This is a genomic window from Comamonas sp. Y33R10-2, assembly GCF_019355935.1.
Lineage (GTDB): Bacteria > Pseudomonadota > Gammaproteobacteria > Burkholderiales > Burkholderiaceae_C > Comamonas.
Genome location: NZ_CP079925.1, coordinates 696,267 through 717,061, shown reverse-complemented (window position 1 = coordinate 717,061; position 20,795 = coordinate 696,267). Strand labels below are relative to the sequence as shown.

General features: G+C 57.5%; 28 protein-coding genes. 23 read left to right on the top strand and 5 right to left on the bottom strand.

The window, feature by feature from the left end; translation table 11 throughout:
- Positions 1-663: 663 nt before the first annotated feature.
- The 13 genes from KUF54_RS03185 (at position 664) to KUF54_RS03125 (ending at position 11,671) form a co-directional block, all read left to right on the top strand.
- Complete coding sequence (locus tag KUF54_RS03185; protein ID WP_219345170.1) at positions 664-1,329, top strand: phage baseplate assembly protein V; 666 nt, start codon at positions 664-666, stop codon at positions 1,327-1,329.
- Positions 1,329-1,673 (top strand): GPW/gp25 family protein, encoded by a 345-nt coding sequence (locus tag KUF54_RS03180; RefSeq protein WP_219345168.1) that lies wholly within the window; start codon positions 1,329-1,331, stop codon positions 1,671-1,673. Before KUF54_RS03185 ends, KUF54_RS03180 begins: the two co-directional genes overlap by 1 nt.
- Complete coding sequence (locus KUF54_RS03175; RefSeq protein ID WP_219345166.1) at positions 1,670-2,518, top strand: baseplate J/gp47 family protein; 849 nt, start codon at positions 1,670-1,672, stop codon at positions 2,516-2,518. Before KUF54_RS03180 ends, KUF54_RS03175 begins: the two co-directional genes overlap by 4 nt.
- Positions 2,511-3,074 (top strand): phage tail protein I, encoded by a 564-nt coding sequence (locus KUF54_RS03170; RefSeq protein WP_219345164.1) that lies wholly within the window; start codon positions 2,511-2,513, stop codon positions 3,072-3,074. The genes KUF54_RS03175 and KUF54_RS03170 overlap by 8 nt, the downstream gene beginning before the upstream one ends.
- Positions 3,074-4,501, top strand: coding sequence for a hypothetical protein (locus tag KUF54_RS03165; RefSeq protein ID WP_219346457.1), 1,428 nt, complete (start codon positions 3,074-3,076; stop codon positions 4,499-4,501). Before KUF54_RS03170 ends, KUF54_RS03165 begins: the two co-directional genes overlap by 1 nt.
- 12 nt (positions 4,502-4,513) lie before the next feature.
- Positions 4,514-4,957, top strand: a complete 444-nt coding sequence (locus KUF54_RS17350; RefSeq protein WP_255576263.1) for a hypothetical protein — start codon at positions 4,514-4,516, stop codon at positions 4,955-4,957.
- A gap of 111 nt (positions 4,958-5,068) precedes the next feature.
- On the top strand, positions 5,069-6,262 hold the full coding sequence (locus KUF54_RS03155) for a phage tail sheath protein (RefSeq protein WP_219346249.1): 1,194 nt from the start codon (positions 5,069-5,071) through the stop codon (positions 6,260-6,262).
- A gap of 37 nt (positions 6,263-6,299) precedes the next feature.
- Positions 6,300-6,809 carry a phage major tail tube protein gene (locus KUF54_RS03150; protein ID WP_219345162.1) on the top strand — a complete coding sequence of 170 codons (510 nt, stop codon included), beginning with the start codon at positions 6,300-6,302 and terminating at the stop codon, positions 6,807-6,809.
- Positions 6,810-6,890: 81 nt separating this feature from the next.
- Complete coding sequence (locus KUF54_RS03145) at positions 6,891-7,202, top strand: phage tail assembly protein (RefSeq protein ID WP_219345160.1); 312 nt, start codon at positions 6,891-6,893, stop codon at positions 7,200-7,202.
- A gap of 8 nt (positions 7,203-7,210) precedes the next feature.
- The gene (locus tag KUF54_RS03140; protein ID WP_219346248.1) at positions 7,211-7,342 is read left to right on the top strand and encodes a GpE family phage tail protein; all 132 of its coding nucleotides are present in this window, start codon (positions 7,211-7,213) and stop codon (positions 7,340-7,342) included.
- A 3-nt stretch (positions 7,343-7,345) separates the two neighbouring features.
- Positions 7,346-10,084 (top strand): phage tail tape measure protein, encoded by a 2,739-nt coding sequence (locus KUF54_RS03135; RefSeq protein WP_219345158.1) that lies wholly within the window; start codon positions 7,346-7,348, stop codon positions 10,082-10,084.
- Positions 10,085-10,094: 10 nt separating this feature from the next.
- The gene (locus KUF54_RS03130; protein ID WP_255576262.1) at positions 10,095-10,586 is read left to right on the top strand and encodes a phage tail protein; all 492 of its coding nucleotides are present in this window, start codon (positions 10,095-10,097) and stop codon (positions 10,584-10,586) included.
- Positions 10,587-10,588: 2 nt separating this feature from the next.
- Positions 10,589-11,671, top strand: coding sequence for a contractile injection system protein, VgrG/Pvc8 family (locus KUF54_RS03125; protein ID WP_219345157.1), 1,083 nt, complete (start codon positions 10,589-10,591; stop codon positions 11,669-11,671).
- A 9-nt stretch (positions 11,672-11,680) separates the two neighbouring features.
- Here KUF54_RS03125 and KUF54_RS03120 read toward each other — a convergent pair whose 3' ends face one another.
- Positions 11,681-12,316, bottom strand: coding sequence for a hypothetical protein (locus KUF54_RS03120; RefSeq protein WP_219345156.1), 636 nt, complete (start codon positions 12,314-12,316; stop codon positions 11,681-11,683).
- Positions 12,317-12,465: 149 nt separating this feature from the next.
- Between KUF54_RS03120 and KUF54_RS03115 the strand changes: the two genes are divergently transcribed.
- The 4 genes from KUF54_RS03115 (at position 12,466) to KUF54_RS03100 (ending at position 15,450) form a co-directional block, all read left to right on the top strand.
- Positions 12,466-12,906 carry a LexA family transcriptional regulator gene (locus tag KUF54_RS03115; RefSeq protein ID WP_219345155.1) on the top strand — a complete coding sequence of 147 codons (441 nt, stop codon included), beginning with the start codon at positions 12,466-12,468 and terminating at the stop codon, positions 12,904-12,906.
- 4 nt (positions 12,907-12,910) lie between these two features.
- The gene (locus tag KUF54_RS03110) at positions 12,911-14,200 is read left to right on the top strand and encodes a Y-family DNA polymerase (protein ID WP_219345153.1); all 1,290 of its coding nucleotides are present in this window, start codon (positions 12,911-12,913) and stop codon (positions 14,198-14,200) included.
- A 313-nt stretch (positions 14,201-14,513) separates the two neighbouring features.
- Positions 14,514-15,026, top strand: coding sequence for a Panacea domain-containing protein (locus tag KUF54_RS03105; protein WP_219345151.1), 513 nt, complete (start codon positions 14,514-14,516; stop codon positions 15,024-15,026).
- Positions 15,004-15,450, top strand: coding sequence for a hypothetical protein (locus KUF54_RS03100; RefSeq protein ID WP_219345149.1), 447 nt, complete (start codon positions 15,004-15,006; stop codon positions 15,448-15,450). Before KUF54_RS03105 ends, KUF54_RS03100 begins: the two co-directional genes overlap by 23 nt.
- A gap of 15 nt (positions 15,451-15,465) precedes the next feature.
- On the opposite strand, the gene KUF54_RS03095 is transcribed toward KUF54_RS03100, so the two are convergent.
- From KUF54_RS03095 to KUF54_RS03080, 4 genes are all read right to left on the bottom strand, one after another.
- Positions 15,466-16,413 (bottom strand): hypothetical protein, encoded by a 948-nt coding sequence (locus KUF54_RS03095; RefSeq protein ID WP_219345147.1) that lies wholly within the window; start codon positions 16,411-16,413, stop codon positions 15,466-15,468.
- 51 nt (positions 16,414-16,464) lie between these two features.
- A complete protein-coding gene (locus KUF54_RS03090) occupies positions 16,465-16,812 on the bottom strand; it encodes a hypothetical protein (protein ID WP_255576260.1) in 348 nt (115 codons plus the stop codon).
- Between the two features lie 7 nt (positions 16,813-16,819).
- The gene (locus KUF54_RS03085; protein ID WP_219345146.1) at positions 16,820-17,563 is read right to left on the bottom strand and encodes a hypothetical protein; all 744 of its coding nucleotides are present in this window, start codon (positions 17,561-17,563) and stop codon (positions 16,820-16,822) included.
- A 119-nt stretch (positions 17,564-17,682) separates the two neighbouring features.
- Complete coding sequence (locus KUF54_RS03080; RefSeq protein WP_219345145.1) at positions 17,683-18,282, bottom strand: helix-turn-helix domain-containing protein; 600 nt, start codon at positions 18,280-18,282, stop codon at positions 17,683-17,685.
- A gap of 77 nt (positions 18,283-18,359) precedes the next feature.
- Between KUF54_RS03080 and KUF54_RS03075 the strand changes: the two genes are divergently transcribed.
- The 6 genes from KUF54_RS03075 to KUF54_RS03050 all read left to right on the top strand — a co-directional run bounded on the left by KUF54_RS03075 (position 18,360) and on the right by KUF54_RS03050 (position 20,786).
- On the top strand, positions 18,360-18,620 hold the full coding sequence (locus KUF54_RS03075) for a hypothetical protein (RefSeq protein WP_219345144.1): 261 nt from the start codon (positions 18,360-18,362) through the stop codon (positions 18,618-18,620).
- Between the two features lie 19 nt (positions 18,621-18,639).
- Positions 18,640-19,152: an ogr/Delta-like zinc finger family protein gene (locus tag KUF54_RS03070; RefSeq protein ID WP_255576259.1), complete on the top strand. Its 513-nt coding sequence runs from the start codon at positions 18,640-18,642 to the stop codon at positions 19,150-19,152.
- Positions 19,153-19,262: 110 nt separating this feature from the next.
- On the top strand, positions 19,263-19,670 hold the full coding sequence (locus KUF54_RS03065) for a hypothetical protein (protein WP_219345142.1): 408 nt from the start codon (positions 19,263-19,265) through the stop codon (positions 19,668-19,670).
- Positions 19,667-20,068: a hypothetical protein gene (locus KUF54_RS03060; RefSeq protein ID WP_219345141.1), complete on the top strand. Its 402-nt coding sequence runs from the start codon at positions 19,667-19,669 to the stop codon at positions 20,066-20,068. The genes KUF54_RS03065 and KUF54_RS03060 overlap by 4 nt, the downstream gene beginning before the upstream one ends.
- Positions 20,065-20,316 (top strand): hypothetical protein, encoded by a 252-nt coding sequence (locus KUF54_RS03055; protein ID WP_219346456.1) that lies wholly within the window; start codon positions 20,065-20,067, stop codon positions 20,314-20,316. The genes KUF54_RS03060 and KUF54_RS03055 overlap by 4 nt, the downstream gene beginning before the upstream one ends.
- Before the next feature lie 2 nt (positions 20,317-20,318).
- Complete coding sequence (locus KUF54_RS03050) at positions 20,319-20,786, top strand: hypothetical protein (RefSeq protein WP_255576258.1); 468 nt, start codon at positions 20,319-20,321, stop codon at positions 20,784-20,786.
- The last annotated feature ends 9 nt before the right edge of the window (positions 20,787-20,795 follow it).

Sequence of the window (20,795 nt, the reverse complement as noted above, 5' to 3'; positions counted from 1 at the left end):
ATACCGAGGATTTCGCCAATGAAACGGTGCTGCAGTTTCAGGGCGAGCTGAGTGCAGTGTCCACGTGCTTTACTCTTTTGCACAAATGTGAGTGCGTGCTATCGACCCAAAAGAGACATTGGTTAACTATGGCGTGCAGCTACCTTCCAAAGCTCTAACAAACTCTTGGGGCTTGAGCCAATAATGACCAAGTCACCTCCATAACAACCGAGGCTTCGGATGTCGCCACTCTGGTTCTTTGCACTCGCAATCTTTTTTGGATATTTGGCCTACGACGCATTTCAGTTTCACCATTCGGTGAATCATCGAGTTTGGGCTGTCTCCCCCGCGTCTGGCAGAGCTGTGGGAGTCGACCCCTTGTCAGTGGGAGAACAAGGGACTTCACACTCCCACAAGTACACAGGGGCTGAAGGCATTCCAGGCTTGCACTGGGTTTTCTTAGTAATGGCTTTGGCATGTGCCGCTTCGGGCGCATATTTTTGGCTATTCGATTGAAGCGGTGTCAATGTGCCTTGAGCTTCAATGCTGCCACGACATTTGACGAGCTCCGATGACTGCTTCTGGCCTATAGTGATCCTTCAGCACCTGCACGAATCTTGTAGAGCCTACCACTACAGACGTCTAAGCTAGCGCTCGCGCGAGGGCCTCGGCACCATCGCTGTCATGTCTTTTGATATGCCAGACCAAAGCCCCACCGAGCAGTTGCGTCAGATGAACAACATCGTGCGCACAGGCCGAGTGGAGGCCGTGAACCCCAGCATCGCCCGCTGCCGTATCCGAACCGGTGAGCTGCTGACCGACTGGCTGCCATGGCTCACACTGGCCGCTGGTGGTGGCAATCAAGCCCGCCACTGGCGCGTACCTGCCATTAATGAAGAATGCTTGCTGCTTGCCCCCGGTGGTGATCTGGCGCAGGCCATTGCCCTGCCCGGTCTGTTCTGTGAAGACATGCCGCAAAACGCCGATGCAGCAGATATAGAGCGCCACGACTTCAGCGCCACCGATTACTGGCAGCACGACCGTGCTTCAGGCACGCTGGTCTTTGACATTGCCAGCTGCATCCAGCTCAAGGTGGGCGACTCCACACTCACCATCACACCCAGTGGCACCACGCTGCAGACCCCACATTACGCGGTCGATAGTCCGCAATCAGATTTCGGCGGCAATGTTTCCATTGCGGGCGGCATCAGCGTGGATGGTGGTGGCAGCGGGGGCACGTCCACCATCACTGGCAATTTCAATATTCAGGGTGACCAGCTCACGCACAACGGCAAGAGCGTGGGCGGCCTCCACACCCACGCAGACAACGGTGCAGGAGTGCCCAACTAATGAATCGCACCACCGGCAAGCGCATCACAGGTGTGGATCACCTCAAGCAATCTATTGCCGACATCCTCACCACCCCGCTGGGCTCAAGGCTGGAGCGGCGCACCTATGGCAGCCTGCTGCCGGGTCTGATCGATGCCCCCGACAACCCCGCCACACGCCTGCGCTGCTACGCCGCCATTGCCAGCGCCCTGATGAACTGGGAGCCGCGCCTGCGCGTCACCCGCATTGGGCTGCAGTCCGGTGAGCAGCCGGGTCAGGCCATCCTGACCATTGAAGGTGAGCATCGCCCCACGGGACAGGCGCTGGGCATCTCAACAGCCCTTCAACTGCGAGGCGCCGCATGAGCGTCGACCTGTCGCAACTGCCTGCACCCAATGTGGTGCAACCGCTGGACTTTGAAGCCGAGTTGGTTCGCATCAAAAACTTGGTGCTGACCGATATGCCAGAGCTGGCTGATGTACTCCAGCTCGAGTCCGAGCCCGTCACCAAGCTTCTGCAGCGCTGGGCCTATGAAAGCATCAATATGCAGGCCCACATCAACGACAGCGCCCATGCTGTCATGCTGGCCTATGCCGTGGGTCCAGATCTGGATCAGGTGGCTGCGAACAACGGCGTGGAGCGACTTGAAGGGGAAGACAACGATCAGTTGCGCCGCCGCGCCCAGATGGCGTTTGAAGGTCTGACGGTTGCAGGCAGCCGTGGCAGCTACGTGTTTCATGCCTTGTCTGCCGATGCGCGGGTCCTCGATGCCAATGCGCTGACACCCATCCCCGGCACAGTGCGCATGGTCGTTTTAAGCGCTGACGGCAATGGCTCAGCCCCTGCTGATTTGCTGCAGGCCGTGCAAGCGGCTCTCAGTGCAGAGGATGTGCGGCCCTTGTGCGACACGGTAGAGACCGTCTCTGTTCAGGTCGTCAATTACGCCATTGCCGCGCAGCTGCGGGCCTATCCCGGCCCATCCATGGGCACTGTGCTGCAAAGCGCCCAGGCTGCCATTGCCACCTACATCGAAAGCTGCAGAAAGCTGGGCTATGACATCACGCGCAGCGGCATCTATGCGGCCCTGCATGTGCAGGGCGTGCAAAACGTCATGCTCACCAGCCCTGCTGCAGATGTTGTGATTGACAGCCACCAAGTGGGCTACTGCACCGGTATCGATCTGCAACTAGCAGAGGCCACCTATGTCTGATCTCTCCTTGCTGCCACCCAATGCCACGCCACTGGAGCGCGCCTTGAGCAAGGCTTGTGTCATGCCGCACAAGCCCGAAGAAATCCGCCGCCTGTGGAACCCGCAGACCTGCCCGTTTGAACTGTTGCCCTGGCTGGCTTGGGCGTGGAGTGTGGATGACTGGGACCCGGCGTGGACTGAGGCCCAGCAACGCTCCATCGTGGCGGCATCAGCCAACCTGCATAAGAAAAAAGGCACTCCGTGGGCCATTCGTGAAGTGGTGCGCCGCCTCAATCTTGGCGAAGTCGAACTGATCGAAGGTCTGGCAGGCCGCGTGCGCAACGGCAGCATTCGCCGCGACGGGCTCTATGTTCATGGCGACGGCAATGCCTGGCCGCGCTACCGGGTCATCCTTTCTCAACCCATCACCAACGATCAGGCCGCCAAGCTGCGTGACCTGCTAGACGCCTATGCCCCAGCCCGTTGCCAATTGGCGGGGCTGGAATACCAAGCCGCCGTCAACAGTCATAACGGGGCCATCCGCCGCAACGGCCAATACAACCGAGGTACAGCCTGATGGCAAATCTTCCTGAAAGCTCCGTCTGGGAGGCGGGGGTTTATCAACTCGAAACCACCGACCCCGTCATTGGCGGCCCCGAGGGGGTCGACAACAAACAAGCCAAGCAACTAGCCAACCGCACCGTCTACCTCAAGGGCATTACCGATGCACTGGCCAGCGGCGCTACGCCTGCGGGTAAGGCCGACACTTGGGCCACAGCGCGAAGCATCTCCATGACGGGGGATGGAAGCTGGACCGTCACAGCCAACGGCAGCGGCAATGTCACTGCTGCCATGACGCTGGCCAACTCTGGCGTGGCCGCTGGCTCTTACTCCAAAGTGACTGTGGATGCCAAGGGCCGCGTCACGGCAGGTACGGTGCAGACGGAGGCCGACATTCCTGCACTGGACTGGAGCAAGATCACTACAGGCAAACCCACAACGCTTGGAGGCTATGGCATCACTGATGCCAGTGGCCCCACCATCAAGCCCACATTTGCGCAGGCCCTCATGGTGGCCGACCCCGTCAATGCCATGGAAGCCGCCACCAAGCAGTACGTGGACAACATGGCCTCGGGCATTCAGGTCAAGCAGTCAGCACATGCCGCGACGACTGGCAACATCACTCTGTCCGGACTGCAAACCATCGACGGTGTTGTTCTTGTCGCTGGCGACCGCGTGCTGGTCAAAGCACAGACAACCGCCAGCCAGAACGGTATCTATATCGCCGTCGCTGGCGCATGGACCCGCCCTTCAGACGCCGACACTTGGCAGGAGCTGATCAGCGCCTTCTGCTTTATCGAGGAAGGCACGGTCAATGCAGACACGGGCTGGGTCTGCACCATCAATGCGGGAGGCTCACTGGGCATTACGTCGGTTACATGGACTCAGTTCGCGGGGGCTGGCACCGTTACTGCGGGCGCAGGAATGACCGTTATTGGTAATCAAGTCGCCGTGGGTGTGCCTTCAACTGTCAGTGGATCAACAACCAACACGGCCAGTGGCTCATCGCATACCCACCAAGTCGCCGCAGCCACCGAAGTCGTGGCGGGCGTTTCTGAAATCGCAACGCAGGTAGAAGTTGATGCAGCAGCTGACGACACTCGCATCGTCACTCCAAAAAAGCTGCGATTTGGTTTTGCCGTGTCTTTCGCCACGAATGGTTACCTCAAGTTTCCCTCATGGCTGGGCGGCTTTCTCATTCAATGGGGAACTGTGCAAATCACACCCGGCAGCAACACCAACAGCAATACAGACATCACATTTCCCATCGCATTTACCGGCGGCTGCACTACTGTCTCATTGACATTGGCGAATTCGCCAGTGTTGGGTGGTGTCAATGCTTCCAGCGAAAACCTCTCAACAACAGGCTTTCGCATAGTGTCTGCGGCCTTCTTCTCCCCTGTTTCGGCCATCAATATGCGCTACATCGCTATGGGTTACTAAAGGCAGGCAAGCATGTTCTACTCAAAGATTACGGGCGGTTTCTATGATCCCGTCATTCACGGCCACGACATACCTGCAGATGCGGTTGAAATCAGTGATGCTGAGCACGCATCGCTGCAAACTCTGCAATCGCTAGGACACAGAATTCAAGCAGATCCAGACGGCTACCCCATTGCCGTTTTCGTTGTAATTGAAGCGGTAATGCCAAGCGCTTGCTCCCCCGCCCAAGGCTTGGTAGCACTCTTCGCTCTCAAGCAAATCACCGAAGATCATGTGCTTGATGCCATCGCGCAGATTCCCGACCCGGTGCAGCAGTACACCGCCCGCATCGGCTACCAACGCGCAACCATCTGGGAGCGCGGCAGCCCGACAATGTTGGCCATGGCACAGCTACTGCAGCTGTCTGATGAAGATCTGGACGCCCTATTCAGCTATGCAGTGACCGTGCAGGTGTAGCAATACGGCACTGGCTGATGTAGCCACCGCCGCCACAGCACCCCAAGCTGGCGCGCGCACGAGGGGTTGGGAACACTTGATGTGTCGCCAACTTCCACCCCTCAAGCGCCCATGTCCACCGAATACCACCACGGCGTCCGTGTCATTGAACTGACCACGGGCGCCCGCACCATCAAGACCGTCTCCACCGCAATCGTTGGTCTGGTTGTCACCGCTGAAGACGCGGATGCAGCCACCTTCCCCTACGACACGCCCGTGCTCATCACCAATGTGCGCGCCGCCATTGGCAAGGCGGGCACCAAGGGCACGCTGGCGGCAAGCCTCGACGCTATTGCCTCGCAGTGCCTGCCTGTTACTGTGGTCGTGCGCGTTCCTGATGGCATGGGCGAAACAGAGCTGGAAAAGCAAGCCGACCTCACCAGCAATCTCATCGGCACCACGCTCAGCGACGGCAGCTACACCGGCATGAAGGCACTGCTCTCGGCCCCTGCCAAGCTCGGCGTCAAGCCCCGCATTTTGGGAGCTCCCGGCCTCTCCACCCAGCCCGTGGCTACCGCCTTTCAGGACTTGGCCCAGCAGTTGCGCGCTATGGCGTACTGCGGCACCTACAAGCAGTCTGTGGCTGATGCCATCACCTACCGCAACAGCTTCTCGGCCCGCGAGCTCATGCTCATCCATGCCGACTTCGAGCGCTGGGACACGGCCACCAACACCACCGTCAACGCCTACACCGAGGCCTATGCGCTGGGCCTGCGCGCCAAGATCGACATGGACACAGGCTGGCACAAGACCCTGTCCAACGTCGCCGTCAATGGTGTCACTGGCATCAACCCCGCCATCTATTGGGACCTGCAGAACCCGGCCACCGATGCTGGCCTGCTCAACCAGAACAAGATCACCACGCTGGTCAACCGCGACGGCTTTCGCTTCTGGGGCTCGCGCACCTGCTCGGACGAGCCGCTGTTCAGCTTTGAAAGCGCCACCCGTACGGCCCATGTGCTGGCCGACTCCATTGCCGAAGCGCATATGTGGGCCGTGGACAAACCCCTGCACCCCAGCCTGGTCAAAGACATCCTCGAAGGCGTGAACGCCAAGTTCCGCGAGCTGACCACGCGCGGATACATCCTCGGCGGCAGTGCTTGGTATGACGAAAGCTTCAACGAATCCAGCACCCTCAAAGAAGGCCAGCTGGTCATCGATTACGACTACACGCCCGTACCCCCGCTGGAAGACCTCATGTTCCAGCAACGCATCACCGACCGCTATTACGCGGACTTCGCCCAGCGCGTGCAGACCGGCGTCTGAGCCTTCCCACACTCACTGAACCACAGGAGAAACGACCATGGGAATGCCCCAGATCCTCAAACACTTCAACGCCTTTATCGAAGGCACCAGCTACGTCGGCGAAGTCACCGAAATTGCGCTGCCCAAACTCACCCGCAAGATGGAAGAGTTTCGCAGCGGCGGCATGCTCATGCCCGTCAAGACCGACCACGGCATGGAAGCTATGGAGTCCGAGCTAACTGCCGGTGGCTGGCTGCGTGACGTGCTGCGCCAGTTCGGTAATGCCAAGGTCGATGGCCTGCTCTGGCGCTTTGCCGGTGCGGTGCAGCGCGACGACACCGGCGACTACATGGGGGTGGAAATCTTCATGCGTGGCCGCTGGGAAGAGATTGACCCCGGCTCGGCCAAGGCCGGTGACGCCACCGAATTCAAAGCCAAGATGGCCCTGAACTACTACCGCCTGGTCATCGACGGTGAAGAAATCATCGAAATCGACGCCATCAACATGATTGAAAAAGTCGGCGGCTCCGACCTGCTGGCCACCGTGCGCCAGTTGCTGGGCATCTAAGCCACGACGGCCTATGCCACCGCAGGCGGCTCGCCCGCCTGCTACTCAACGTCCATCCACCTTCCCGCCGAAGCCCACACCATGACAACCACTGCCAACGACAACACCAAAACCGTCACCCTCGACTACCCCCTCAACCTGCCGGGGGACAAAATCGCCACTGAGGTGCAGGTGCGCAAACCCAGCACTGGCGCTCTGCGTGGCTTGGCTCTCACAGATTTGCTGCGCCTGCAGACCGAGGCTATCCAGACCATCCTGCCCCGCGTCACCGAGCCCATGCTTAACAAACAGGTGGTGCAAACCATTGACCCTGCCGATCTCGTCGCACTGGGAACTGCGGTGAACAGTTTTTTGATTCCCAAGGCGGATCGCGCGGACTTCCAGAGCGAGTAGAAGACGCTATTGCCACCATCGCCCTCATCTTCCACTGGCCGCCCAGCGAGCTCTGGCCCATGAGCCTTGATGAACTCATGGACTGGCGCGAGCGGGCCGTGGCGCTGCACAACCAACTCAACGCACCACCCGAGAAATAGACCATGGCTGAACAAAACATGCGCCTGCGCGTCATGCTCGATCTGGCAGACCGGGCCTTGGCCCCGCTCAAGCGCATCAGCCAGGGCAGCAAAGAAACAGCGGCCACCCTCAAGGCCGCACGCGAACAGCTCAAGCAACTGAACGAAACCCAGAAAACCGTGGGTCGTTTCACCGAAGCCCGCAAGGGCCTGAGCGAAACCGAAGCCAAACTCAAAGCGGCCAATGCCCAGGTCAAGCAATTGGCCACCACCATGGGCAGCGCAGGCCCACCCACCAAGGCCATGGCCGCACAGTTCGCAGCTGCGCGAACCGAAGCCGGTAAGTTAGGCGCCCAGTTCAATGCCGAGCGCCAGCGGCTGCAGCAGTTGCGTGACAAGCTAGGCGAGGCAGGCATCAGCACCAAGAACCTTGCCAGCCACGACCAGCAACTGCGTGCCAGCATTGCCAGCACCACAGCCAAAATTCAATCTCAGTCAGAAGCACTGAAGCGCCAGGGCGATGAGCAGCGCAAGCTGGCCAGGATTCAGCAGCAGTCAGCTAAGGCTGCGGCCATTGGCGGCGGCATGGCTGTGGCTGGTGCAGCCTCAATCTATGCAGGCAAGCAGGTAGCCCGTCCGGTATCAGCAGCCATGGGTGCATATGGCCCGCAGGAAAACGCCACCACTCAGCTCAAGGCCAGCATGATGAAGGCCGATGGATCGGTGCCGGAGGAGTTTCAAAAAATCAACGCACTGGCCACAAAGCTGGGCGACCGTCTGCCGGGTACCACTGCAGACTTCATCGAGATGATGACCATGCTGCGTCGCCAAGGTTTGTCAGCCCAGAGCATTCTGGGTGGCACAGGTGAAGCGGCGGCACTGCTGGGTGTGCAGCTGCAAATGCCCGTCACGGAAGCGGCAGAGTTCGCGGCAAAAATGCAGGACTCCACTCGCACCAGTGAAAAGGACATGCTGGGCCTGATGGACACCATCCAGCGCACCCACTATCTGGGCGTTGACAGCGGCAACATGCTGCAAGGCTTCAGCAAGCTATCACCCATCATGTCCATCGCGCGCCAGGAAGGGCTGGAGTTTGCCAACAGCATGGCGCCGCTGCTGGTGATGATGGACCAGACAGGCATGGCTGGCGAATCTGCAGGCAATGCCATCCGCAAAGTGTTCCAGGGTGGCTTGGATGCGAAAAAGCTGGACAAGGCCAATGATCTGCTCAAAGACGCCAAGGCCGGTTTCAACCTGAAGTTCACCGGCAAGAAAGGCGAGTTTCTGGGCATGGACAACCTCTTTGCCCAGCTCGACAAGCTCAATGGCCTAGGCGACAACGCCGTGCTCAAAACTTCGGTGATGAAGCAGCTGTTTGGTGATGATGCCGAAACCCTGCAAGTACTCAACACAATGATGGACAAGGGCAAGGCTGGCTATGAAGAGATCGCAGCCAAGATGGGCGACCAGGCCAACCTGCAAAAGCGCGTAGACGAGCAGTTGGGAACCTTCAGCAACGTGGTGGAGGCTGCCCAAGGCTCGGCCACCAACGCGCTGGCCAGCGTGGGTAGTGCCATGGCGCCGGATTTGAAGGTTCTGGTCAACTGGCTGGGCGAAGCAAGTGGCGGCTTCAACAAATGGGTTCAGGAAAACCAGCAATTGGTGCGTTGGCTGGGTATGGGAGCACTGGGCTTGGCGGCATTTTTGACGGCCACAGGTGCCCTGTTAATCCCTCTGGGCCTCATCCTGGCCAAGGGCTTTCTGGTGCGGCTGATGCTGGCCAAGCTGGCTGGGGTTGCTGCAGGCGGCGGGTTTGGCGGCATGGCCACGGGTGCGGCCCGTGTGCTGCCACTGCTGGCAAGACTTGCACTGGGCTTCTTGCGCATGCTGGGGCCGATTGGTCTGCTGATGACTGCTGGCTGGATGGTTTACAGCAACTGGGAAGGCATTGTGGGCGGTGCCAAGTTGCTATGGGAAGATCTGAGCAGCTTTGTGACGGGCATCTGGAACCGCATGGTCAGTGGCGGTGCAATGCTGTGGCAGGGCTTCACCGGGATGCTTGGTGCCATCTGGTCCATGCTCGTCAACCTGTTCATGGGCACGCTTCAGCAACTGGCCATGCTCTCTGATGCCGCTTGGCTGGCCATCACCACCACCGCCACCGGGCTGTGGACCGGGTTCATGGCCACACTCTCGGGCATCTGGACCCTGATTCTAACCACAGCCAGCATGGCCTGGCAGGGCATGGCCACCATGTTCAGCAGCTTTGGTGGCTGGATCATTGACGGCCTGATCGGCGGCATCACCAACAAGCTGGGCGCACTGCGCGACACCGTCGTCAATGCCGCTACCAGTGCTGCAGGCTGGTTTAAAGAAAAGCTGGGCATCAACAGCCCCAGCCGGGTCTTCACCCAGTACGGTGGCTTCATCAGCGAAGGCGCAGCGCTGGGTATCGAGGGCGGCCAGTCCGCCGTGCGCGCCGCGGCTCTGGCCATGGCCGCCAGTGCCATGGTGCCCATGGGTGCCGGAGCGTCTGAGGTCGGCGCAGGCATGGCGCCCATAGTGGGCGGCGGCACGGCCATCGCCCCACGTGCAGCGGCAGCCTCCCCTGTGCAGGCTGCGGGCGGTACTTACTCCATCACCATTCAGGCAGCACCGGGCATGGACCCGCAAGCCATTGCCCGCGCCGTGGCCGCCGAGCTAGACAAGCGCGAACTCGCCAAGGGCGCCCGCCGCCGCAGCGCCCTGCAAGACCTGAACTGAAAGCCTCCCCATGAACAGCACCCTCATGGCCTTGGGCCAATTCATCTTCGGCCTGCAGACGCTGGCCTATGAAGATCTCAAGCGCAGCAACAGCTGGCGCCACCCCAGCAGCAGCCGTGTGGGTGCCCGTGCCGCCCGCCAGTTTGTGGGCGTGGGCGACGACACTATCAGCCTCAGTGGCTGGGTAGCCCCTGAGCTGATCGGCACCTACGCCAGCGTGGCCGAGCTGCGCGCCATGGGTGATATTGGCAAGCCCTATGCACTGGTGGCGGGCACCGGCGAAGTCTTTGGTCAGTACGTGATTGAAAGCCTCAACGAAACCGGCACCCTGCACTACCAAGACGGCACGCCCCGCCGCATTGCCTTTGACCTGCAGCTCACCCGCGTGGACAACGACCAGGGCGGCGAGCGAGTCACGGTGGACGAACAAGGCCAGTTCTCTGGCAGCAGCAGCAATAGCGGCAGCCAGCGCCGCCAGCCCACGCTCGATGAACTGCTGTAACTATGGCCAATGCAGAAACCAGCGAAGAGAGCCTAACGCGCGAGCGCTCAGCGAATGCCAGCCATCGCGGAGGCAACCACCGCATCCCTACCTACCGGCTAGTGGTGGCTGGCAAAGACATCACCCCTACGGTAGACGCCCGCCTCGTGAGCCTCACCCTCACCGAAGGCCGTGAGAATCAGGCCGATCAACTCGACATCGTCCTCACCGACCACGATGGCCAGCTGGCCCTGCCCCGCAAAGAAGCCGAGATTGAGCTGCAGCTGGGCTGGCAAGGCCAGCAGCTCATAGACAAAGGCACATTCGTCGTTGATGAGATAGAGCACAGTGGCGCCCCCGACATCCTCACCATTCGCGCCCGCGCTGCTGATCTGGGTGGCGAGATCCGCAAGCGCACCGAAAAAAGCTGGCACGACACGACGCTGGCCGCCATCCTGAACGCGCTGGCCAAGCGCAACAAACTCACCCACAAGGTAGACGCCAAGCTGGGCGCCACCAAAGTGCAGCACATCGACCAGACCAATGAAAGCGATATGCACTTCATCACCCGCCTCGCACGCAAGTACGACGCCGTGGCCACGGTGAAGAAAAAGCACCTGCTCTTCATGCCCATCAACGGCACCAAAACCAGCAAAGGCCAGAGCCTGCCCACCATCGAAATCACCCGCATCGATGGCGACCAGCACCGCTTTGCCAGCAGCACCCGCGATGCCTATGACGGCGTCAAAGCACTGTGGAATGACCGCAAGTTTGGCAAGCGAAAAGAAGTCATCGCGGGCAAGAAAGACGGCAACCTCAAGACCATGAAGGAAACCTTTGGCAGCGAAGCCGATGCACTGGCCGCCGCCAAGGCTGAGCTACAGCGCATCAACCGCGGCATGGCCACGTTTGACCTGAACCTTGCTATCGGCGTGCCCGAGCTGATGCCGCAAACACCAGTGCGCGTGGTGGGTTTCAAGCCAGAGATTGATGGGCAGGGCTGGCTGGTGAAAGAGGTCACGCACACGCTGGGGGATGGTGGGTTGACGAGCAAGGTGCAGATGGAGCGTAGTGTTTCCGAGGATGTCGTTTCCAGCCTTCGCTAGGAAGGTAAATCACTTTGCACTCCAATCACGCTTACATTGACTAGCTCGCTGTTCTAGAGACGTTGTTAAGTCATGCGGTAGTGCGATGTCATGCTCCCGTAGTGTCGAACACACAACAACTTTTAAGCCTTGTGCTGAGCCTTGGCAATGTTCCGAGATGAAATTCAGCAGTTCTACTTCTGCGGGGCTATCCAAAATGAAAGTTGCAGATTCCCCATAACTCAAAGTCACGGGAAGTTTGGTACTCCTGCTGTCAAACCAAGACACCGCCAATAAGAATTGCGTCTTAGGTGACTGAAATTCAAGTGACTTCACGCGTGTCGGTCGCTTGCCGTCCGCAGTAGCCCTCACAGCTAGACGTCCAGTTTGGCCCGAACTAGTGATTGTGTAATTACACATACCTTTCAGACTCTCTACGTCTGAGCGCCTCTCGGTTTCAGCAAGCCAAAGAGCCGTCCAGACAGCTCCTGCTGTAGCGATACCAGCGACCCAGGTGCCAATCATTGACATCAAAGGTATGAAAGTATCTTGAAAGTTTTTTAGTGTTTGGCTGGCGCCAACAGCGGCCCCGATACAAAACGTTAAAACGCCCACAATTAGCAGCGCACCGGCCCACATTGCATTTTTTTGTTTGTTCCAACTCATAAGCCTTGTTTACCCCTAGTTGCTGCACGGAGTCAATCCTACTAAATCAGGAGCAAGCGGATCAGGCATAGCCTGTGTCACGGATATTTCTTCAGCGCAGGTGTTTGCAGACTAAATGCCCTGCCAATAGATCGACATATACTGTATGCATGAACAGTATTTCAGCACCCCTCCCCGTCCCCGTGGACAGCTCACCTATGGAGCTGCCCATGGTGCAGGGCTGCGTGCGGGCGGGCTTTCCCAGCCCGGCTGAAGACTTTGGCGTAACGCGGTTTGATCTGGCCAAGAGCCTGATCCAGCACCCGGCCACCACCTTTGTCATGCCGCTGCGTGGCGACAGCATGATTGGTGCGGGCCTGTATGACGGTGACTGGCTGGTGGTCGATAAGGTGCTGCGCCCCCAGCACGATGACATCGTGATCGCCGAGCTTGACGGCGATTTCACCTGCAAGCGCCTGTACCAGCGCAACGGCACCTTCATGCTGCGGCCAGAGAACCCCACCTATCCCGACATACGCCCGCGCGAAGGGCAGACCATCGAGATCTGGGGCGTCGTCACCTCCAGCGTGCGGCGCTACCGCAAGTGGTGATGCCATGTATGCACTGCTCGATGGCAACAACTTCTACGTAAGCTGCGAGCGCGTTTTCAGGCCCAGCCTCAAGCGTGTTCCCGTGGTCGTGCTATCAAATAATGATGGCTGCGCCGTAGCTCGCAGCGATGAAGCCAAGGCGCTGGGCATCAAGATGGGCGCGCCCTACTTCCAGATCAAACACCTGCACGATGAAGCCGGGCTGGTTGCCCTGAGTGCCAACTTCCCCTTGTATGGCGACATGAGCGACCGCATGATGAGCCTGGCCGCTGCGCTGGGGCCCGAGCAAGAGCAGTACAGCATTGATGAATGCTTTATTGGCCTGCACGGCGTACCCGATGTGACCCGCCGCGCCTGCGTCATACGTGAGCGCATCTTGCGCGGCATTGGCATCCCCACCTGCATTGGCATTGCGCCCACCAAAACCTTGGCCAAGCTGGCCAACCATGTCGCCAAAAACGCCGAACGCAAGCCCGGCAGCTACCCCGCCCACCTGCAGCGCGTCTGCAACTTTGCCGAGCTGACGCCAGCCGAGCTGCGGTTGGTGCTGGAGTACACCCCTGTGGGTGAGATCTGGGGTGTGGGCCGCCAGCTCACCAAGCGGCTGGCCGGGCTGGATGTGCACACCGCCTGGCAGCTGCGCAACATGCCCATTGCCACCGTTCGCGCCCACTTTGGCGTGGTGCTGGAGCGCACGGTGTGTGAGCTGCAAGGCACACCCTGCATCGCTTTAGAGTTGGTGACACCCGCCAAACAGCAAATTGCCTGCACTCGTTCATTCGGCCAGCCGGTGACAGAGCTGCAGCCACTGATCGAGGCGGTGAGCCACTTTGCCCAGCGAGCCGCCGAAAAGCTGCGCGGCCAGCAGCACCGTGCTGGGGTGCTGCATGTGTTTGCCCGCACCAGCCCCTTCCGTGAACGCGATGAACCCTTTAGCCGCAGCGCCACCCTGCAACTGCACCCACCCAGCTCAGACACTGCCGTGCTGGTGGATGCGGCCCTGCGCGGCGTGCGTGAGTTCTTTGAGCCCGGCTACCGGTTGGCCAAGGCTGGCGTGATCTTGATGGACTTGGCCCCTGCCTCGGTACAGCAGGCATCGCTACTGGACGATGCCCCGCCACCCATGCGTGACCGCAGCGCTTTGATGGAAACCGTGGACCAGATCAACAGCCGTTGGGGCAAGGGCGCTGTGGGCGTGGGCAGTGCCGTGCAGTCAGGGGGCTGGGGTATGAGACAGGAGCGAAGGACGCCCAATTACATCGCCAACGTGGACAGCATGCCGTCTGCCTCATGATCATCAAGGGTTTTTTGCGCCTGTTGACAAATAGCACCAGAGCGCCTAAAGCGCATTGCAAACGCTACCCATTACTGCGCGCTAAAAGTGTGTCTTTCGTCGGTGGTGTTGTGGATGGAAAATAGGCCTAATGCGGGTTTTGCGGAGTTCTAGGCTGATTTGATCTGTCGAAATTCGCAGTGATACGGGTGTTTTCGTCAGGAGGCTAAGTCTTTACTCAATATGTAAACATTGCTGTGCAACAATTGCAGAATTGATGACTCACTATGAGTCACCAAATCAACAACAGCGCCATGAATGAAAGGAGTCAAAAATGGGACAGCAACCCACCATTTCTGTCGCCAACTACTTCATCGGTAAGGCCCATGCTGAAGGTCGTGCCATCACCCCCATGCAGTTGCTCAAACTGGTGTACATCGCCCATGGCTGGCGATTGGGACTATATGGCGAACCGTTGATTGCAGAGCAAGTACAGGCTTGGCAATACGGGCCTGTAGTTGAAAGCGTGTACCAGAACTTCAAGCACTACGGCCGCGAGCCTATTGCAAGGCAAAGAAGTGAATGGGGCCCTGATGGAAACATCCGCATCCCAACTATCACGGACGAAACACTGGAGCCCTTTCTGGACAGTGTATGGAATGCCTACAAGCACCTTGATGGACTGCAACTCAGCAGCATCACCCATCAGGCTGGCACGCCATGGGACGTTACTTGGAACCATTTGGGCGGCGCGCTCACCCGTGGAGCGGTGATCCCACCCGACCGAATTCAGCAGCACTACCGCGAACTATCCCAACGCCGTAATGAACAGCCAGCCAACGCCTAAAGAGCTCAATGAATTGATTCGGCCAGCCTCTATCTCACCCACCGATGTAGAAGCTAGCAATCTTTTCAGCACCGATCAGCTCAATGGACTGATTCAACCTGAGACGGCAAGAAGGTCGGATTCCGACAACTCTAGGAAAGAAAGCAAAGCGCTTTATGGCGGTGACGAACGTCGCCTAGAGGGCTTGAAGGAAGTTATGCACTGGGCAATTCTGCTCACAGTGCGCATCGCCAGTCTGACGCTGCTGGTTCTCTTCCTAATTCGTATCTACCACCTGGCCATGCCAGAAAACTTGCTATGGCTTGGCCAAGATCGCATGCAGAAAATCGATTGCATTCTGTTTAGCGGCTTTTTGGGAGCTTTCGTCGCTCGTTATCTCAATCAAGCTACGCCAAAGAATGGTGATCACGGCACGCCGTCTTAACTCAACGAGCGTACTTTATTGATTTTTCAAGACTTCTTTTTCAATATCTTCTGTACTTATTAATATTTTTTCAATGCGAAGAATATCATTAGCTATTGCAGGCTGAAAAAATTCGAGGATTCGTTTACTTACATCGAATTTTTCCGAAAGATCGTCATCTTCTATTTCAACAAGAAGCAAAACAAGTTCAGCTTGGACTTTTTTTGCTTGGCCATAAAACCATATTTTTGCAAGCATTATATAAAGTCTATCAATAAATTGAAATATGGTAGTACGCGACTTTACCGCCTGTACAAATCTTTCTCTAGATTCTATTTGATAATAAGCATCAAATATAATTTTTCGATCCATCACTGGATCAACTTTATGAAAAGATGCAGAGAACTCCGCATTCAAGAGCATTTCCGATTGCGGAACCGATAAAGAATCTAAATATCGCTTCAAGGCAATTGTATTGGCAGCACGATATTGTTCGCTTCTTTGTCTAATTGAGTTGCGACCTGTTTCCGAGGGTGCAACCTGTGTGACGGTGGGATTGGAGACCTGTGACTCAACATCATCAATAGCAGGTGTGCTCGTTGCTGGGACAACGCCAAGAACCTTTCCCCACAATTCGGGAGGTGTGTTATAAGTATTGTTAACTTGACTTTGTTGAATATTAGTAATGATATTAAACAATTGAGATCTCAGCTCAATATTCTCATGCTTTAATTCTTTATTAATAATTTTTTCTTCAGTCACCTTTCTCTGCAAAGAAAAAATCTTTCCGAATGATAAATTATCAAAAATCTCTGAGAGTGATAGGACGACAATTAATGCCAATAGAATTATTAAACCCGGGGATATCTCAAAGACTGGCTCTCTTAAGAAAAAATTAAAAAATCCCAGACAACATAATGAAAGCACTAAACCAACGATGAGTGCTCTAACAAACGTATTTGGCTTTTTATCATCCATAATCATAATTAATTCAAAAGTTAAATTTTATTTTCAATGAGCCAAAGAAGTATTCGATCAACGCCTCAAATAACTCTTGCGCCCGGAATCCGAATAGCAATACTGCCCGCCACGCGGCCCGGTGCAGATATTGCCGCTGCGGCAGCTGCAGTCGCCGCCAGCAGACTTTGCCGGTTTAGGTTGCGACATCAGGCCTAAAGAGCGGTTGGCACCGCCGCCCATCTCTGCGCTGCAGCTGCGCTTTGAGCCGCTGATCGAGCCGTCATTGCAGACAAACTGCTCGCCAGCGCAATGCGCTACCCCGCCTTTTTTGCCGGAGCATGGGTAGTTGGCAGAATTTGCATGAAAAGAGGCCAAAGCCAATACAGCAAAAGCGCAAGTAGCTCTCAAAAAAGGAGCGGGCATGATGCTATTACTCACTGCTCGAGTCATTGACAGTGAACATGAAGCCTGTCACTCGTGAAGCTGAAAAAGTGAACTTCCGATTACCGACAATCATTTTTTCAGAACTGGCACTAGGATCGTCAATCTTGGCTGCGGCATCTTTCAACAGCTTGTTCACTGTACTAGTGATTTTCTCCTTGGGTGCCCCCTGAGTTGTGACATGAGCCACCGTCAGCAATGAAGCAATAGCGCGTACGTTTTCTTCTGCTTGGCTGCCACCGAGGATGACGATCAAGCCAAGCAACTTGCCGTTGTTCTTATCAATGCTGCCAACGATATGAACCGATTTACCCAAAGCGGCATTGATGCCGTCGTTCACTTCACCTCGATTGATTTCAAACTCAGCCACTCGCCATGATTTATCAATCTGACCAATCATGTCGTTGTACGCCTTGCGAAACTCCTCAGGTGTCATTCCAAGATTCTTCTTAGATGCAACTGGTGCGGGTGCGGGTGCGGGTGCGGGTGCGGGTGCTTCCACAGCATTCACGCTAGCAACATCACTCCCTGCTTTCTGAGGTTCCAGAAAAGCACCACCAATGATGAAAAGGCCAATGGGTAGTAAGAGCCCAGCCAGAGCAATGTGCAGCCGCTTGGGCGCGGATTCTGAATTTTTCCGCTGTAATTTTCTTGGGCTTATAAGCCCAAGAACAGCCATAACAAAAACCAAAAGAGCCGACAGGATGAGCAACATCCCGACCACATTGGACATAACTTCTCCCCCGATATAGCAAGCCGCATCTGTGCACGGTCATGCAAGAATCAAAAAACTAAACCACTGTCTATTCAGTCCTTACACCACGAAAACCAAGCTGCAATTTTCTTGGGACATCAGTCTCTCAGTAAGTTCTTACTATGAGAAGTTGGCAAAAAAGAATCCACAGCTGCACTCAGCACCATACGTGCCGTTGATTTCGCCTGCTCATTTGGAGCAGCGCGATAAAGCTTGAGCAGTTCTTGCTCATCGGCTGCACTGGCGACATCGCCTTGGCTTCCACCCACCAGCGACAGCAAGACATAGGCTACATCTACCCCCGCTGCATGTAACTGTTGAAGTGCGGCGGAATCTGGGCGGTATTCACCCTCTTCCCATTTCATCAGGGCAAGACGTTCAACGCCCGCTTTTTCGGCCAGTTGACCGATGGTCAGGCCAAGCCGCTTTCGTTCTTGTAGCAACCGGCCAGCAACTGTGCCAACAGATTGCGCATGGTTCGTTCTGTTCGGATCAAAGCTGCGATCTCCGCTTAATAGATACGCGATATCCACGCCGCCAGATTTGAGCGCGACCAAATACCCGACATCTGGCAGCCGCGAGCCAGTTTCGTAGTTCGATTGTGCGTTTTTAGAGACGCCACCAAGCTCACCTAACTCGGTCTGACTAAGACCTAGGCGCTTGCGCTCCTCCCGCAATCTTTCAAAAAATTCACCCATTTGATGGAAATATCATTGACTTTCCCACATTCGTGGGCAAAATACATTCAACCTGTAACACTCTGCCCCAATCCTACATGACCACCACGCAACAAAGCACCCGTTCGCGTTCCGCCACGCTGGATGGGTTGTGCATTGACAAGCCCATCCCCCTGCGCCTGACCGCCAGCGAGCGCGATGAAGCGCTGCAGGCGGCCGATGAGCAAGGCCGCAGTGCCAGCAACTTTGCCCGCCTGATCTACCGCATGGGCATGCAGCAGTTTCGCCGCACCGGCCGCATTCAGCTGGAGCCCGAATCGCTGATTCAGCCCCCGCTCACCACCCCGGTGCAAGGCTAAGCACAAGGCAGCCCCAGCCATGCAAAAGACTTTGCCCTCACCCCACAGCGCAGCCACTGGCAGCAGCTTTGTCGTGGCTTCCATGCTGGCAGGCCAGCCGGTGCCCACACGTGGTGCATCCACGGCAATGCCCGCAAGCCAAAGCGCACAGGCACGCAACACAGTGCAACAGGCACCGGGCGGGCGTGTGAGCGCAGGCTGCAAGGAAAGCACCCGTCAAGAGTGCCCGCATTGCGAGACGCCTTGCCTGATTCGCTCCAGCCAGAAGATGAGCCGGCTAACGCGTGAGCTGATTTACTGGTGCACCAACCCCGAATGCGGTCACACCTTTGTGGCGTTGATGGAGGTGGTGCGCACCCTATCGCCCAGCGCGACGCCCGACCCGAGTGTGTCCCTCCCCCTATCCAGCCACGTGCGCCGCGAGATGCTGCTGAGCCAGCTGGAGCATGCAGGAACCGCCGCCCATGAGACGCGCTTTACCCGCCCGGTCACGGGTGATTTGTTTACGGGTGGCAGTGGCCCGCCCGAGTAAGCCCAGCGCCTGAACTGGCGCCTCCCCTCTCTCTTTTCTTTCACACCGACAGAGCCTGACTTGCAGGCGCTGCGGGGATTTTTACGCCCAAAAACCCGGAGGACATAGCGATGACTAAAGCCCTTACCCCTACAAACCGTGCCGCCCTGCGTGCTCTGTCGCGGTTCTTTTTCCTCGCATGGCGAAACGACCACGGCGGTGCGCGAGTGGCTGCACGGCTCATTCTGGGCATGTACAACGGCACACGCTTCCCTTTTGATCTGACAGATCTGCGCCTGCTGGATGGCCAGATGCTGGAAGACGCCATGGCGCTGATGCTGTTTGATGCCCGCATTCGCCTGGAGGTGCATGACTGGCTGAACAAGGTCTATGGCCGCAACGACTTTGGCGAGCGCTTTGAGCATCTGGCGCACATGTGGAAGCTCAAAGGCAAGTGCAAAAAGGAGTGGCTGATCAAGCTGGAGAAGTTTGAGCCTGCGGTGCTATTTCATGAGCAGCAGGAAGGCGGTGCGGTATGAGCGGCGTAAATACGCAATACGTACGCAAGTACATGCACAAAGCGCTGCAGGCTCAGACGCAAAGCGAAATCAGCTCAAACAAGAATGTCAGCCCTTTATCTCGCCGCCTCGCCCGGGTGGGCAGCATCCAGCTGACGCCCGAGACCGGCCTTGCTGTCTGGGCTTATGCAAATGCACATGGCAGTGATCGCCGTATCTCCCTCGACGTTACGCACGCGGCGGGCTTTTTCAGTCTGGAGATTCCTGCCGGCCTGGCATCGCAGCTGGAAAAGCTGCTGCGCGCCGGTGCCTATATGGCTGAAGCGGCTGGCGAGATGAGCTCCGAAGAGTGGGCCAAGTACGAAGCTTCTGAGCGCGCTGCGGCAGTCACTGCCCGCACAGAAGGAGCTGCCGTATGAAGCCGCTGCAATCTGTCCAAGGCCTGTTTCACACGCTGACCTTTCCGTCCAGCGGTGCCAAGTCCATCAATCAGGTGGCCCAGCAGTTGCGCACTGCCGTGCGTCACAACCACTACCGGGTGCGCCATGTGGATGGCCAGCGCATCAAACGCGAGCTGGTGATCTCGGCCCCGACCCGCACGGTGGCTCAGGGCTTTGTTGAGCAGCTGTATGGCGACGCCTGGTTTCTGAGCTGCGTGAAGGTCTGAGCATGCAAAGCAGTCCTCTCTCTCATGCACTGCCTTTGCAGGCTCCCCGGTTGGCTCCGGCTGGGCTGCTCGACACTGCTGAGCAGGCCGCAGAGGTGAGCCCTCTTGCACTGCTGCCGGGTGCTACCGATCTGCTGCGTATCACCACCGACGCATGGGGCCCGCTGCGCGAGGATGACGCGGCCCCTATGCCGCTGGCTGTGCGCAAAAAGCTCAAGGCACTGCGCGAGGACTACCGCCGCAGCGCGGGCCGTGGCTACATCGATGCAGAGAATCAGGAGTGGATGGCCTTACCCGTGCGCTGGCGCATGGCTTTGCTGCTGCTTTGCGGTATTGAGGGGGACTTGCCCACGCTGGCGGGCCGAGACTTCCAGTCCATGCCGCCGCCCGAGCGCGGTGCCATCAAGTCTGAGTTGCGTATTGCCAAGCGCCACTTTGCGCGCCTGGTTGCGTTGGTCAGCCTTTGGTAGGCATTGAGT